The 13,744-nt window shown below is 71.6% G+C and carries 13 protein-coding genes; 5 read left to right on the top strand and 8 right to left on the bottom strand.

Annotated features, from left to right (window positions below; genetic code table 11):
• Positions 1–53 precede the first annotated feature (53 nt).
• From ABTX62_RS27105 to ABTX62_RS27095, 3 genes are read right to left on the bottom strand one after another with little or no spacing between them, the layout of a single operon-like run.
• A complete protein-coding gene (locus ABTX62_RS27105; RefSeq protein ID WP_352118656.1) occupies positions 54–647 on the bottom strand; it encodes a TetR/AcrR family transcriptional regulator in 594 nt (197 codons plus the stop codon).
• Between the two features lie 28 nt (positions 648–675).
• Entirely contained in the window at positions 676–2,340 is a 1,665-nt protein-coding gene (locus tag ABTX62_RS27100; RefSeq protein WP_352118655.1) for a class I adenylate-forming enzyme family protein, read from the bottom strand.
• Positions 2,337–3,110, bottom strand: coding sequence for an SDR family oxidoreductase (locus ABTX62_RS27095; protein ID WP_352118654.1), 774 nt, complete (start codon positions 3,108–3,110; stop codon positions 2,337–2,339). The genes ABTX62_RS27100 and ABTX62_RS27095 overlap by 4 nt, the downstream gene beginning before the upstream one ends.
• 203 nt (positions 3,111–3,313) lie before the next feature.
• Here ABTX62_RS27095 and ABTX62_RS27090 point away from each other — a divergent pair, with 203 nt between their 5' ends.
• Together ABTX62_RS27090 and ABTX62_RS27085 are read left to right on the top strand one after the other, a co-directional pair.
• On the top strand, positions 3,314–4,549 hold the full coding sequence (locus ABTX62_RS27090) for an exo-beta-N-acetylmuramidase NamZ family protein (RefSeq protein ID WP_352118653.1): 1,236 nt from the start codon (positions 3,314–3,316) through the stop codon (positions 4,547–4,549).
• A gap of 93 nt (positions 4,550–4,642) precedes the next feature.
• Positions 4,643–5,959 (top strand): serine-threonine protein kinase, encoded by a 1,317-nt coding sequence (locus tag ABTX62_RS27085; RefSeq protein WP_352118652.1) that lies wholly within the window; start codon positions 4,643–4,645, stop codon positions 5,957–5,959.
• A 19-nt stretch (positions 5,960–5,978) separates the two neighbouring features.
• Here the strand turns inward: ABTX62_RS27085 and ABTX62_RS27080 are convergent, their stop codons facing one another.
• Entirely contained in the window at positions 5,979–8,777 is a 2,799-nt protein-coding gene (locus ABTX62_RS27080) for a penicillin acylase family protein (RefSeq protein ID WP_352118651.1), read from the bottom strand.
• 264 nt (positions 8,778–9,041) lie between these two features.
• Here ABTX62_RS27080 and ABTX62_RS27075 point away from each other — a divergent pair, with 264 nt between their 5' ends.
• Positions 9,042–9,644: a hypothetical protein gene (locus ABTX62_RS27075; RefSeq protein ID WP_352118650.1), complete on the top strand. Its 603-nt coding sequence runs from the start codon at positions 9,042–9,044 to the stop codon at positions 9,642–9,644.
• Between the two features lie 75 nt (positions 9,645–9,719).
• The gene (locus ABTX62_RS27070) at positions 9,720–10,487 is read left to right on the top strand and encodes a 3-keto-5-aminohexanoate cleavage protein (protein WP_352118680.1); all 768 of its coding nucleotides are present in this window, start codon (positions 9,720–9,722) and stop codon (positions 10,485–10,487) included.
• Here ABTX62_RS27070 and soxR read toward each other — a convergent pair.
• Positions 10,444–10,911, bottom strand: a complete 468-nt coding sequence (soxR, locus tag ABTX62_RS27065; protein ID WP_352118649.1) for a redox-sensitive transcriptional activator SoxR — start codon at positions 10,909–10,911, stop codon at positions 10,444–10,446. The two genes, ABTX62_RS27070 and soxR, sit on opposite strands and share 44 nt — an antisense overlap.
• Before the next feature lie 110 nt (positions 10,912–11,021).
• Here soxR and ABTX62_RS27060 point away from each other — a divergent pair, with 110 nt between their 5' ends.
• Positions 11,022–11,483, top strand: a complete 462-nt coding sequence (locus ABTX62_RS27060) for a MaoC family dehydratase (protein WP_352118648.1) — start codon at positions 11,022–11,024, stop codon at positions 11,481–11,483.
• On the opposite strand, the gene ABTX62_RS27055 is transcribed toward ABTX62_RS27060, so the two are convergent.
• The 3 genes from ABTX62_RS27055 to ABTX62_RS27045 all read right to left on the bottom strand — a co-directional run bounded on the left by ABTX62_RS27055 (position 11,474) and on the right by ABTX62_RS27045 (position 13,691).
• Entirely contained in the window at positions 11,474–12,127 is a 654-nt protein-coding gene (locus ABTX62_RS27055; protein WP_352118647.1) for a TetR/AcrR family transcriptional regulator, read from the bottom strand. The genes ABTX62_RS27060 and ABTX62_RS27055 overlap by 10 nt on opposite strands.
• Before the next feature lie 106 nt (positions 12,128–12,233).
• The gene (locus tag ABTX62_RS27050) at positions 12,234–12,479 is read right to left on the bottom strand and encodes a YiaA/YiaB family inner membrane protein (protein WP_352118646.1); all 246 of its coding nucleotides are present in this window, start codon (positions 12,477–12,479) and stop codon (positions 12,234–12,236) included.
• A gap of 60 nt (positions 12,480–12,539) precedes the next feature.
• Positions 12,540–13,691 carry an acyl-CoA dehydrogenase family protein gene (locus ABTX62_RS27045; RefSeq protein WP_352118645.1) on the bottom strand — a complete coding sequence of 384 codons (1,152 nt, stop codon included), beginning with the start codon at positions 13,689–13,691 and terminating at the stop codon, positions 12,540–12,542.
• Between the last annotated feature and the right edge of the window lie 53 nt (positions 13,692–13,744).

Raw genomic sequence — 13,744 nt, 5'->3', positions numbered from 1 at the left:
TGCCCTACGGATCCTCGCCGCCGGGCGCGCCGCGCTCGTCTCCTTGCCCGCCCCTACGGACGCAGCGCGCGAAGCAGCAGGTCGGCCAGGTGGTCCGCGACCTCCTGGGGGCTGAGCGGGCCGTCCGGGCGGTACCAGGTCGACAGGTGGTGGACCGAGCCGAAGTGGTAGTCGACCACCAGGTCCGCCGGGGTCGCCCGGGAGAAGACGCCCGCTTCCTGGCCCTCCTCCACGAGCGCGCGGAAGCGCTCGTGGTAGCGGCGGCGCTCGGCGCGGACCTGCTTGTTCTTCTCGGGGCCGAGGTGGTGCATCGAGCGCCAGAAGATCATCGCGTCGTCGAGGTTGTCGATGGTGGTCACCACGACGTCCGCGGCGGCGGCCCGCAGCCGCTTCTCGACCGGCTCGTCGGAGCCCGCCACGGCGTCCAGCCGCTCCTGCTGGATGCGCAGCACACGCGCGTACACCTCGTGCAGCAGGTCGTCCTTGGAACCGAAGTAGTGGTACAGCGCCCCCTTGGTGACGCCGGCCGCCTCGACGATCTCCTGCACCGAGGTGCGGTCGTAGCCCTGCTCGGCGAAGAGCCGGGTGGCGGCGGCCAGGAGCCGCTGAGGCACGGGCGTGCCGTCCGAGTCCGTGGTCCTGGGCACTGCCGCCACCTGCCTTTCCGTTCTGCTGTCAATTGCCTCGCGTACGGGAACGAAGTTCCCGACGGAGGATCTTCCCACTGGCCGTCTTGGGCAAGTCCGGCAGGATCTCCACCTGGCGCGGATACTTGTAGGCGGCCAGTCTCTCCTTGCAGTAGGCGGCGAGTGCATCGGGGTCCGTGTCGGCGTCCGGACGCAGGCTGATGTAGGCCTTGACGGTCTCGCCGCGGTACCCGTCGGGCACTCCGACGACGGCGGCCTCGCGCACGGCCGGGTGGGTGTAGAGGACGTCCTCGACCTCGCGGGGCCACACCTTGAAGCCGGACGCGTTGATCATGTCCTTCTTGCGGTCGACGACGTAGAGCCAGCCCTCCTCGTCCATGAAGCCGATGTCGCCGGTGCGCAGTTCGGCGCCGGGGAAGGTCTCGGCGGTGGCGTCGGGGCGGCGCCAGTAGCCGGGCACGACCTGCGGGCCGCGGACGACGATCTCGCCCTGCTCGCCGAACGGCACCTCCCGGCCGGCGTCGTCGACGATCCGTACGACCGTGTCGGGGCCGGGCAGTCCCACGGCGAGGGTCCCGGACACCGGGTCGACCGGGGCCTCCAGGCCCGGTGGCACGGAGGCGCAGGGGGCGGTGCACTCCGTCAGTCCGTAGCCGTTGCGAAGGTACGGTCCGAAGCCGGCCCGGAATTTCTCCACCAGGGCGGGCGGCAGGGGGGCGCCGCCGGAGGAGATCACCCGGAAGGAGGAGAAGTGGTCGCGGGTGACGGAGGGGTGGGCGGCCAGCGCCATGAAGGCCGTGGACGGGCCGACCGTGTAGTGCGGGCGGTGCTCGGCGCACGCGTCCAGCACCACGCCCGGCTCGAAACGGTAGGCCAGCACGAGTGTGCCGCCGCTGTTCAGGCAGGCGCCGAGCTGGCACACCATGCCGGTGATGTGGAAGAGCGGCGCCAGCGCGAAGTAGACCGGCCGCTCGGGCAGCCCGAGTCCGGTCCGCTGCCGCTCGGCGTTGTACATGATGTTGCCGTGCGTGTTGGTGGCGCCCTTGGGGGTGCCGCTCGTGCCCGAGGTGTAGCTGATCAGCGCGATCCCGGAGGCGTCGGGGTCCCGGTCGGCGGGCGGCTCGTGCCCGGCCCGGGCCACGGTCACCAGGTCGTCGGCGTCCGGGGCCTTCGCGAGCCGCTCGAAGCCGAGCACCCGCGCGTCGCCGCGGCTCTGGAAGTCCAGCTCGCATCCGGTGAGCACGATCCGCACCGGCGAGTCCGCCGCCGTCTCGCGCAGGTACGACTCCCAGGCCCGGTCCGAGCAGATCAGCGCGGCGACCTCGCCGTCCCGCAGGACGTGGGACACCTCGCCCGACTTGTACATCGGGTTGACGGGCACGACGACCGCGCCCGCCTTCCACGCGCCCAGCACGGCGAGGACGAAGTGCGGGGAGTTCTGCAGCAGCACCGCCACCCGGTCGCCGTGCCGCAGACCGCGCGCGGCGAGATGCCCGGCGACGGAGTCGCTGAGCTCGTCGACCTCGCGGTAGGTCAGCCGGCCGTCGAAGTAGGCCAGGAAGTCGCCGTCGGGTGTCTCGGCCACGGCCCGGCGCAGGGCGTGCACGAGGGAGGCGGCCGGGTTGATCGCGCCCTTCTGGGCGTCGCTGAGCAGGTCGAGCCAGGGCTGGGCCGCGTAGCGGGACTCGGTCACCGGCTCCCCTCCCACTGCTGCTGGACGCGGTTCATGCCGGACAGCCATCGGTCGGGGTCACCGGCCCGGGCCTGGTGGTAGGCGGCGACCTCGGGGTGCGGCAGGATCAGGAAGCGGTCCTGTTCGATGCCCTCGATCAGGGCGTCCGCCACGGCCTCCGGCTCGATCGCGGTCGGCTGGAGCACCAGGTCGCCCGCGCTGCCGGTGGCGGCCAGCATGTCGGTGCGCACGCCCTGGGGGCAGATGGCGTGGACCTTCACGCCCCGGTGCCGGTACGTCAGCGACAGCCACTCGGCGAAGGCGAGCGCGCCGTGCTTGGTGACGGCGTAGGGGGCGGCCCCGATCATGGTGAGCAGCCCGGCGGCGGACACGGTGGAGACGAAGCGCCCGCTGCCGCGCTCCAGCCAGCCGGGCAGCAGTTCCTGCGCGGCCCGCACATGAGCCATGACGTTGACGTCCCAGGACAGGGCCCACGCCTGCTCGTCCAGCGGCTGCCCGGGCTCGATGCCGTCGGCGGCGACACCGGCGTTGGCGCAGTAGACGTCGACGGTCCCGCCGAGTGCGTCGCGGGCGTCGCGGGCGATCTCCGAGGCGTCGCCGGGCACGGCGATGCCGCCGATGTCGTCCGCGACCTGCTTGGCCCGCTCGGCGTCGAGGTCGTTGACGACGACCCGGGCCCCTTCGGCGGCGAACCGTCGGGCCAGCGCGGCCCCGATTCCGCCGCCGGCCCCCGTGACAACGACTCCGGCCTCTTGAAAGGCTCCCACCATCGGTCTCCTCATTCGCGGCTCTGCAATGGCGTCAGACTAACCGGTCGGTATGTGCGGCGGAAGAGGTGCGAAACGCCCCTTGGGGGCGCGGGGAACCGCGCAACAAGCCACAGGCCACAGGCCACAGGCCCGGCAGCCTCCCCACGGCCCGCGCGAGCGCATACCGTGCCCATGCCGACGTCCCCGCTCAAGGAGGTCACCGCATGCGCCCTTCCAGACGAGCCGTCATCACCACCGCCACGGCGGCAGCCGTGTCGGCCGTGTCCACCGCGGACGCCGCCCAGCGCCACAGACACCTCCGCACCGGCTTCGAACGACTCGCTCACGCAGGTTACGCGCCACTCGAAGGTCAGAAGGTCGGCATCGTCACCAACCCCACCGGCATCACGCGCGACGCCCGCCACATCGTCGACGTCATGCACGCGGACACCCGAGTGGATCTCAGGGCCGTCTTCGGCCCCGAGCACGGCTTCCGCGGCACCGCCCAGGCCGGCGGCTCCGAGGGCCGCTACGACGACCCGGCGACCGGTCTGCCCGTCTACGACACGTACCTCAAGAGCGGCCGGCCGCTCGCCGACGTCTTCACCGCGTCCGGGGTCGACGCGGTCGTCTTCGACATCCAGGACGTCGGCGCGCGCTTCTACACGTACATCTGGACCCTGTACGACTGCATGGAGGCCGCCGGGCTCGCGGGCAAGCGGTTCGTGGTGCTGGACCGGCCGAACCCGGTGACCGGCCGGGCGGCCCTCGGGCCGGTGCTGCACAAGGAGTTCGCCACGTTCGTCGGGCGGCAGCCCATCGCCCAGGCCCACGGGATGACCGTCGCCGAGTTGGCGCGGCTGTTCAACGCGGAGTTCCTCACCGAGCCCGTGCCACTGGAGACCGTGACGATGTCGGGCTGGAAGCGGTCGGACTTCCACGACGCCTCCGGGCTGCCCTGGGTGCCCCCGAGCCCGAACATGCCGACGCCCGAGACGGCCCTGGTCTACTCGGGGACGTGCCTGTTCGAGGGCACGAACCTGTCGGAGGGACGCGGCACGACCCGCCCGTTCGAGTTGCTGGGCGCGGAGGGCATCGACCGGCGCTGGGCGGCGGCGGCGAACGAACTGGCCCTGCCCGGAGTGCGCTTCAGGGAGGCGTACTTCGCGCCCACCTTCTCGAAGTACCAGGGCAGGACGATCGGCGGTGTCCAGCTCCATGTGCACGACCGGGCCGCCTTCGACCCCGTCCGCACGGGGATCGCCCTGCTCGTGACCGCCCAGCGGGTCTGGAGCGGCTTCGCCTGGCGCCCGGACCACTGGATCGACAAGCTCACCGGCTCCACGCGCGTGCGCACGATGATCGACGCGGGTGCGGACACCGACGAGGTGGTGGCCGGATGGCAGGAGGATCTGGCGGCGTTCCGCAGGACGCGGCGGAAGTACCTCCTCTACCGCTGAGCACCGATGCGCCCGTGACGTATGGCCAAGCTCCCCCGTTGGCAGGACGATGCGCCCACATCGTGGCGTCACCCGGGGACCAGGGGGCTTGTCATGGCGGATCCGGCGATGAGTGTGACTCCGTACTGGGAGCTGGCCTTCGACGCGGACGGGGACGCGGCGGGCCGCCGGCGCGACCGGCTGCTCACCGGCGTGACCGAGCGGGGCGTGCGCGATCTGATCGTCTTCGCGCACGGCTGGAACAACGACCGCTCGGGCGCGACCCGCCTGTACGACCGCTTCTTCGCGCCCGTCCCGCGGCTGGCCCCGGCCGCCCGGATCGGATACGTCGGAGTGCTGTGGCCCTCCATGCGGTTCTCCGACGAGCCGGTCCCGGACTTCCCGCGGGCCGTGACGGCCGATCCGCCCAGACGCCCGGTGCTGGACAAGGACACGCGGCACGCGCTGCTGGAGACCTTCCCGGGCCGCGCGATCCTGGTCGACCAGATCGCCCGGCTGCTGGAGCGGCAGCCGCCCGAGGAGGCCGAACTGGAGGAGTTCGGGCGGCTGGTGGCGACGCTGGTGGAGGTGGCGGCGCCCGGGCCGCAGGCGCTGTTCGCGGCGGACACGGTGGCGGAGGGCGTGCCGCAGAGCGCCCCGCGGATGTTCGCCGGGTCGTCGGCGGCGGTCTGCGAGGAGTTCGCGCGGGCACTGGCGGAACCGGAGGCGCCCGGGGCGCAGCAGGGGTTCAGGATCCCCAACCCCTGGGACGGTGCCCACGAACTGCTGCGGCAGGCGACGTACTACGCGATGAAGCGGCGCGCGGGGACCGTCGGCGAGCGGGGTCTGGGCCGGGTCGTCGGTCTGCTCGCGAAGGCGGCGCCGGGAGTGCGCGTGCACCTCGTCGGGCACAGCTTCGGAGCGCGGCTGGTGTCGTTCGCGCTGCGGGGCCTCCCCGACGGCGTGCGCACGGTGAAGTCGGTGACGCTGCTCCAAGGGGCGTTCTCGCACTACGCGTTCGCGACCCGGCTGCCGCACGACGCGCGGGCCGGAGGGGTACTCCAGGGTCAGCAGAACCGCGTCGACGGGCCCCTGGTGTGCTGCCACTCCCGGCACGACGCGGCCCTCGGCACGATGTATCCGCTGGCGTCCCGGATGGCGGGCGACAGCCGGTCGGCCGCCGAGCTGGACCTGGGGCGGGCCCTGGGCGCCAAGTGGGGCGCGATGGGCTACGGCGGGGTGCGCGCGGTGCCGGGCACGCGCGCGTACCCCCTCGCCGAGGCCCTGGAGGCGACACTGCCCGCTTCGGGGTGCGTGAACGTCGACGCGGCGGCGGTGGTCAGACGCGGTGGCCCACCGGCCGGTGCGCACAGCGACATCCTGCACCCGGAGCTGGCCCGGCTGGTGCTGGCGGCGGGCCGCGTCCGCTGACCCGCCGCCGCGTGGTGCGTCACCGGTGTGAGGTGAACTCCACGACCTGCTGGTAGGTCGGCCGGTTCTGCCAGCCGATCTTGCCGTGCTTGATGCCGCCGAGGGTACGGTGGTTGATCGAGTCGGCACACCACTGGTCGCCCGCCGCGCACACGTCGTCGCCGGGGTAGACCTGGGCGGCGGTCTTGCCGGCCGCCTCCTTGAGGGTGCCGATCAGGGTGTCCCGGCAGGCCTCGAGGTCTCCGCCGCCGCAGTACTTCCGGGCCAGGGGGCCCTTGACCTGCTCACCGAGCACCGCGCGGAGGTCCTTGTCGACGTAGCTCCACCAGCCGTACTGGAAGGAGCTTCCCGCGTGCGAGCCGGTCGGGCCGTGCGCGGCCGACGGGGACTCGTCGACGGGGAGGTTGGCGGTGAAGGCCGTGTACAGCTCGCTGCCCAGGCCCGGTTCGAACTCGGCCTCGACCAGCAGCGGCCACCAGGCGTCCAGGATGCGGATCGCGTCGGCGTCGGCGTACTTCTTGGAGCCGGCGGCGGTCTCCGTGCGTTGGGCACCGTTCGCCAGCCACGCCTGGAGCCTGGTCACGGCGGCCGCCGCGGCGGGGTCGGTGACCGGCGAGCTGTTGACCACCTTCAGCAGTCTGGGCAGGACGTCCTCCGCCCGTAGATCGGCGAGGCCCGCGTCGGCCATGGCCCGCACCAGGGCGGCCCGGGTCACCCCGCCCTGCTGGACCAGCTTCTTCACCCGGTCCTCCAGGAGGTTGCCGCGGTGCACGGAGCCGTTGCCCCAGGGCGCGGTCGTGTAGTCGCGGGCCTGCTTGTTGTTCCAGGAGATGTAGTAGTCCTGGTCGGTGGACTGGGGGTGGGCGGAGGCCGGGGTGTAGTCGGCCGTGTTGGTCTCCGGCTGCCAGCCGCGCCACTCGTACGCGGGTCGCGCCCACGCGGGGAACTCGGCGTCGACGCCGGTCGCCCGCACGGGGTTGTCGCCGCTGTTGTAGTACGCGGTGTGCTCGGAGTCGGCGTAGAACCAGTTGAAGGTGTAGTTGATGTGCCGCACGGCCTTCTGGAAGGAGTCCGGGCCCGTGACGTAGTCCGGGTCGTTCAGCATCTGGAAGCCGATGATGGAGTCCGCCTCGTGCATGAAGGACGAGCGCAGGGTGGTGTAGGCGACGCGCTTGCCGCCGACCGTCGCGCGGTACTCGACGGGGCCGTACTTCGTGCGCCAGACGCGCATGGTGTACGAGCCGGCCGGGGTGCCGTCGGCGACCGTGGGCTTCCAGGCGTTCTTCTGCTCGATCTTCTCCATCGGCGTGCAGGTGCCGCGGTACAGGTAGTGGTAGTCGTCCCGGCACAGCTCGACGGCGTAGGAGTCGATGATGTCCTGGCCGGACGTCGTGGCGCTCCACGCGTAGTCCTGGCCGCGGCCGAGCTCGACGTACATGCTCAGGCCCGCGAAGGAAGCGCCGCGAGCGCTGATGCCGGGACCCTGGATCTCCTGGAGCAGGAGCAGTTGGGGGGCGAAGTAGCCGGTCTGCGGGCCGAACACGGCGACGGGGTGGCCGCTCGCGGTGTGCTCGCCGCTGACCACGAGGGCGTTGGACATGCCCCGCCTGGCCGAGGAGAGGGCGGCCTTCGCCGCTTCGCCGGAGGCGCCGGTCGCACGGGCCGTGGTGGCGCTGCCGGTGCGGTCGTACACGAGCGGTTCCGCCGTCACCGAGCCGGCGTCGGGCAGGGCGGCGCCCTGTGCCCGGTCGGGCTTGCCGCCGTACGGGAAGCTGCCGTCGTGCTGGGTGAGGACGGCCTCCGGGTCGTTGCGCATCCGGAAGGACTCCCAGACCTTGGTGCCCTCGGTGACGCCGTACTTCTCCTGGGCGGCCAGCAGCGAGAGGGCGTTGTTCACCTCGCCACCACCGCCGGAGCCGAACAGCGCGCCGATGACGGAGGCCAGCGCGACCAGGTCGGTGATCTTGAAGTGCTCGATGGTCCCGGCGTTGGTGACTGAGTCCTTGTGCCCGGTGAGCACGTACTCACCGGGGAAGTAGCGCCCACGGTCGGAGGCGTCGATGTAGGAGTTGATGCCGTCGAGGTAGGCCTTGACGTCGGCGAGGGCCTGCTGTCCGCGCTCGCCGTTGGTGGCGACGGCGTTGTCGATCTGCGCCTGCAGATCGGCCTCGCTGTACGGGGCGTGCCTCCAGAACTGCTGTTCCAGGCCCTGGTTGGAGGGCGCACCGCCCGCGAAGGAGGTCAGCTGACCACGCCCGACGTGCCGGAAGACGTCCATCAGCCACAGCCGGTCCTGGGCCGCCGCGTAGCCGGCGCCGAACTCCGTGCCGTACCGGGTGGTGCCGGTGATGTGCGGCACACCGGTCTTCTTGTCCCGGACGATCGTCACATCGTCGCGTCCGGCGGGCCGGACGGTGGAGGCGACCTGGTCGGCGGGGACCCCGAAGGAGGCGTCGTTGAAGAAGGTGTTGATCTTGTCGTTGGTGAGGCCGGGGTAGCCCTTGGCCAGGCCCGCGTAGGGCCCGAGCTGGTCCTCGGCGTGTTCGGGCTGAGTGCCGAAGGCCTGGTTCAGGAGGATCTGGGCGAGGGTGGCGTTGCCGTTCTGGCCGGGCGGGAGGATGTCCGAACACTGATGGCCGCAGTGGTCGTTCGCCGCAGCCGTGACCTGCGCGGCAGCTGTTTCCGAGGCGGCAGCCGGGGCAAGCGGCGACAAAAGACCTGCGATCAGGGCGCATACCGATGCTGTCTTCAGGAACCCGGGGATTCCGCTGGGAGTTCTCATTCTGTCGAGAACGGTGCGTGGGGCGTGCCGTGGCATGGGGGGCTCCTCCCGACGGGATGGGCCGGATGTTACCGCCGGTATCCCCCGGCTTGAAGATGAACAGGCGTCACTTTTCGGAGACAGCACAACAGGCGCACGGAGCACGGCAGTCGACACGCGAGCCCCTCCGGGCGGCTTATGGAGGCCATTTGAAATCGGATGGAGCCGATTCGCTTGTCGATACGTCTATTCGGCGACGTCCTTACGACGACGCCGAAGTGACCGGATTTACAGGTGCAGGTGTGACGGAGGTGCAGGACGATGGCCGGTTTCCGGAGTCTGGCGAGACAGGTCCGCGATCCGCGGTGCGATCTGGCCTTGCGGCGCTATTCGCTGCGCAAGTGCCTTGAGCGGTTCGCCCCTTACGGACACAGGGCGACCTGGGACCATCTGTGCTCCCGGGCGGGGTTCGGGCCCGAGGACCGCTCCCCCGATCCGGTGCGGCTCGTGGCCGCACTGGACGAACTGGAGGAGGCGCGGGCGGTCTGGCTGGCCTACGAGGTCGGGTTCGCCGAGCGCCGCAAGAAGGAGAAGCACGACGGACTGCGCAGGCCGGGCAGTGTGGACGACTGGCACCGGCTGACCTGGGGCGGTTTCGGCGTGGCGTGGTGCGACGATCCGGCGGTCCATCCCCGTGAACCGCTGGCCGAGGTGCTGCGCCGGCTCATCGCCGCGCTGGAGCGCGAGCCCGGCTCGCAATGCCCGGTGTGCGGTGGGGAGCAACTCGTCTGGAGGTACGACCTGGACCACGAACCCTCGTCCGGACCGGTCTGCACGGACTGCGGAATCCTGGTGCCGCGCCCCGTGCTCACGCCCGAGTCCCTGGCGTACGCCCGGCGGGCGAGGCTGTTGGTGTCGGCTTGACGGATGCGGGTGCGCGGGGGGTGCGCCGGGGATGCCGCACCCCCACTGTCGGTGGCGACTGGCACCATCGACGACATGATGCAGGTGTGCCTGAACGGTTCGCGGACGGCCGCCGACGGTGTGGCCGTGCCGCTGACACCCGAGTCGATGGCCGACTCGGCTGCCGAGGCCGTCGCCGCCGGGGCGACGGACATCCACGTCCACCCCAAGACGCCTTGCGGGAGTGACACGTTGTCGCCGCGGGTGCTCGCGCCGACGCTGTCGGCGATCCGGGCGCGGGTACCGGTGCCGGTCGGCGTGACCACGGGCGCGTGGGCGGAGCCCGACCCCGCCGCCCGGCTGGAGCGGATACGCGCGTGGACGGTGCTGCCCGACCACGCCTCGGTCAACTGGCACGAGCCGGGGGCGGAGGAGACGGCCGCCCTGCTCATGGAGCGCGGGGTGGGCGTGGAGGCCGGCATCTGGTCCGGGACCGACGGGGCGGAGCGGTTCGCGGCCTCACCGCTCGGGCCGAGGGTGCTGAGGGTTCTGGCGGAGGTGACGGACACGGACCCGCTGGGCGCCGTCTCCCGCGCGCGGGCACTGCTGTCCGCGATCGGGGCCGCGCACGGACGTCCAATCCTGCTGCACGGGGAGGACGGGGGCGCCTGGCCGGTGCTGCGGCTCGCGGGCCGGCTGGGCCTGGCCACGCGGGTGGGACTGGAGGACGTCCTGTATCTGCCGGGTGGTGAACGGGCGCGGTCCAACGCGTGGCTGGTCGCGGCCGGGCTGGCGGAGTACCGGGCGGGCCGGGCGGACGCTACCCGCGACCGCTCCGGTCGACCATCAGGCGGGACCCGGTGAGGCGTTCGCCGAAGACGTCGTCCGGGTTGGACAGGACGCAGGTGTCGAGGGAGAGACAGCCGCAGCCGATGCAGTCGGCGAGATGGTCCCGCAGGCGGTTCAGCTGCTTGATGCGCTCCTCCAGTTCGGCGCGCCAGGTCTCGGACAGGTGGGCCCAGTCCTCCCGGGTGGGCGTGCGCTCCTCGGGGAGTTCCGCGAGCGCGTCGCGGATCGTCGCCAGCGGAATGCCGACGCGTTGCGCGGCCCGGATGAAGGCGACCCGGCGCAGCGTGTCCCGGGAGTAGCGGCGCTGGTTGCCGGCGGTCCGGCGGCTGCCGATCAGGCCCTTGGACTCGTAGAAGTGCAGGGCGGACACGGCGGCGCCGCTCCGCGCCGCGAGCTGGCCGACCGTGAGCTCATGGATCTTCTCTGGAATCTGAGGCACCCGTCGAACCCTACCGAGTCCGTTGACACAGCCCCCACGGCCGACCATGCTAAGCAGTCGCTTAGACATATGGGCACGCAGACCCCCTGCACACGAGAGGCCTGGAAGACATGGCAGAGCCGAGGATCTTCACGTCCGTCGACGACTTGAAGTCGGCGGTGGGCGAACAACTGGGGTACACGGACTGGCTGGAGATCGACCAGAAGCGGATCGACCTGTTCGCGGAGGCCACCGGCGACCACCAGTGGATCCACGTCGACCCGGAGAAGGCCGCCGCGGGCCCCTTCGGCACCACCATCGCGCACGGCTATCTGACCCTGTCGCTGCTGCCCCTCTTCGGACCGCAGCTGATCGCCGTCGAGGGCGTGAAGATGGGCGTCAACTACGGCATGAACAAGGTCCGTTTCCCCGCCCCGGTCCCGGTCGGCTCCCGACTGCGCGCCACCGCGGCGATCAGCGCGGTCGAGGAGGTGTCCGGCGGCGTCCAGGTGGCCGTCGCCTTCAGCGTCGAACGCGAGGGCGGCGACAAGCCGGTCTGCGTCGCCGAGTCCGTGGCGCGCTACTACCTCTGAGGCCCGGCCTCCGGTCCCTGGCCGCGGGCGCCGACCATGCGCAGCACGAGATCGGCGTACAGTGCGCCGACCTCGTCCGGCGTCCGGGGCCCGTCGACGTTGAACCACCGTGCCACGTCGATGCAGAGCGACAGCACGGCCAGCGTCGTGCCGTGCACGTCGACGACCTCGAACTCGCCGGACCGCGCGCCCTCCTCGATGATCCCGCGCACCTCGCCGTCGACCTGGCGCCGCAGCGCGAGGATCTCGGCCCGGGCATCGGCGCCGAGCGAGTCGAGTTCGTACTGCACGACCCGCGCGGTGGTACGGCCGCCCGCGTGCCAGCGCACGAAGGAGCTCACCGCGTCGGCGAGCCGCTCGGTGGGACTGCCCTCGCGCCGGGCCGCCGTCCGCAGGATCTCCAGGGCCTTCTCGTGCCCGATCCTGCTGATGCGGTGCAGCAGCTCTTCCTTGGTCTTGTAGTGGATGTAGAGCGCGGCCGGGCTCATACCCGCCCGGCCCGCGATGTCACGGGTCGTCGTGGCGTGGTAACCACGCTCGGCGAAGGCCTCCACCGCGGCGACCAGCAGCCGCCGCGCCGCGTCGGGCGTGACCTCGCCCCACGCCTGCGCCTCGCCGTCGGCCGTCTCCTCCGCCGTACTCATCACTCGCCCCTCTCCACTGGCAGGAGCAACACCATACCGCCGAAGGTGAGCGGGCGCTTAGTGCGGCTGCTCAGTGCTCTCGGCGGCTGCTCAGTGCTTTCGAGGCTCAGTGTTTTTCGAAGGGGGCGTACGAGGGGGTCGCCCCCTCCTGCCGGTCCCGGATCACCTTGGCCAGGGTGAAGGACGAGGTGACCAGGTACAGGACGGCGATGGCGAGGAAGCCCCGCACCCAGGCGTCGGCGCTCAGCTGGTAGATACCGACGGCGGTGGCCGCCATGGCGACGGCGAAGGAGGCGACGGCCTGGCCGTAGAAGGCGGCCGTGTTCTGCTGCTTGCCCGGTGTCTCACTCATGGGGGAAAGCATCGGCGGACGTGGCCCGCGCCACATCCGCCGAAGTACTCAGACGCGTACTCAGAACGCGGAGACCCCCGTGAGCGCCCGCCCGATGACCAGCTTCTGGATCTGGCTCGTGCCCTCGTAGAGGGTCATGACGCGGGCGTCCCGCAGCAGCTTGCCCGCCGGGTACTCGTCGATGTAGCCGTAGCCGCCGAAGACCTGGAGCGCGTTGTTCGCGGCGCGGACGGCGGCCTCCGAGGCGAACAGCTTGGCCTTGGACGACTCGAGGGCGAACGGCCGCCCCCGGTCGATCAGATCGGCGACCCGCCAGGTCAGCAGCCGGGCGGCGTCGACGTCCAGGGCGATGTCGCTGAGCAGTTCCTGGACGAGCTGGTGGTGGGCGATGGTCTTGCCGAACTGCTCGCGCTCCCCCGCGTACTGCACGGCGGCGTCGAGGGCGGCCTGGGCTATGCCGACGCAGCCCGCGGCGACCGACATCCGGCCCTTGGCGAGAGCCGACATCGCGATGGAGAAGCCCTTGCCCTCCTCCCCGACCAGCGCGGAGGCCGGTACCCGCACGTCCTCCAGGGCGAGTTCGGCGGTGGCCTGGCCGCGCAGCCCGAGCTTGCCGTGGACGGCGCGGCGGGTCAGGCCCGGCGTGGCGGTGGGGACGAGGAAGGCGGACACGCCCTTGTGGCCGGGGGCGTCCGTGGAGCGGGCGAAGAGCAGGACGACGTCGGCCCAGGTGCCGTTGGTGATGAACATCTTGCTGCCGTTGATGACGTAGTCGTCCCCGTCCCGTACCGCCCGGGTCGTGAGGCTGCCCGCGTCCGAGCCCGTGCCCGGCTCGGTCAGGCCGAAGCAGCCGACCGACGCGCCGGAGGTCAGCCCCGGCAGCCAGCGCCGCTTCTGCTCCTCGCTCCCCCAGGCGGCGACGGTCTTGGCGACGAGCCCGAGGGAGACCGAGACGATGCCGCGCACGGACGAGTCGCCCCGGCCCAGCTCCTCCGTGACCAGGCAGTACGCGAGGTGGTCACCGCCGGAGCCGCCGTACTCCTCGTCGATCGTCAGGCCCAGGAAGCCGACCTGGCCGAGCTTCTTGACGATCGCCCGGTCGACCTCCTCGGCGCGGTCCCAGGCGACGACGTGCGGGGTGATCTCGCGCTCCACGAAGTCCCGCGCGAGCTGCCGGACCGCGCTCTGCTCCTCGCTGAGCTCCAGATTCACCACAGGTCACCCCATTGAAAGCCGTACATTTAAATTAGCACTGCTAGTTTCTC

The organism is Streptomyces sp. NPDC096046 (assembly GCF_040303285.1).
Taxonomy (GTDB): domain Bacteria; phylum Actinomycetota; class Actinomycetes; order Streptomycetales; family Streptomycetaceae; genus Streptomyces.
Note: the sequence above shows the minus strand (reverse complement) of the source record. Positions and strands in the feature narration are given on the sequence as shown.

Coding starts and splice junctions, on each gene's coding strand:
- ABTX62_RS27080 (WP_352118651.1), bottom strand. CDS start 8,777: ATGCCACGGCACGCCCCACGCACCGTTCTCGACAGAATGAGAACTCCC.
- ABTX62_RS27085 (WP_352118652.1), top strand. CDS start 4,643: ATGGCGGATCCGGCGATGAGTGTGACTCCGTACTGGGAGCTGGCCTTC.
- ABTX62_RS27075 (WP_352118650.1), top strand. CDS start 9,042: ATGGCCGGTTTCCGGAGTCTGGCGAGACAGGTCCGCGATCCGCGGTGC.
- ABTX62_RS27090 (WP_352118653.1), top strand. CDS start 3,314: ATGCGCCCTTCCAGACGAGCCGTCATCACCACCGCCACGGCGGCAGCC.
- ABTX62_RS27055 (WP_352118647.1), bottom strand. CDS start 12,127: ATGAGTACGGCGGAGGAGACGGCCGACGGCGAGGCGCAGGCGTGGGGC.
- ABTX62_RS27060 (WP_352118648.1), top strand. CDS start 11,022: ATGGCAGAGCCGAGGATCTTCACGTCCGTCGACGACTTGAAGTCGGCG.
- ABTX62_RS27095 (WP_352118654.1), bottom strand. CDS start 3,110: ATGGTGGGAGCCTTTCAAGAGGCCGGAGTCGTTGTCACGGGGGCCGGC.
- ABTX62_RS27070 (WP_352118680.1), top strand. CDS start 9,720: ATGATGCAGGTGTGCCTGAACGGTTCGCGGACGGCCGCCGACGGTGTG.
- ABTX62_RS27050 (WP_352118646.1), bottom strand. CDS start 12,479: ATGAGTGAGACACCGGGCAAGCAGCAGAACACGGCCGCCTTCTACGGC.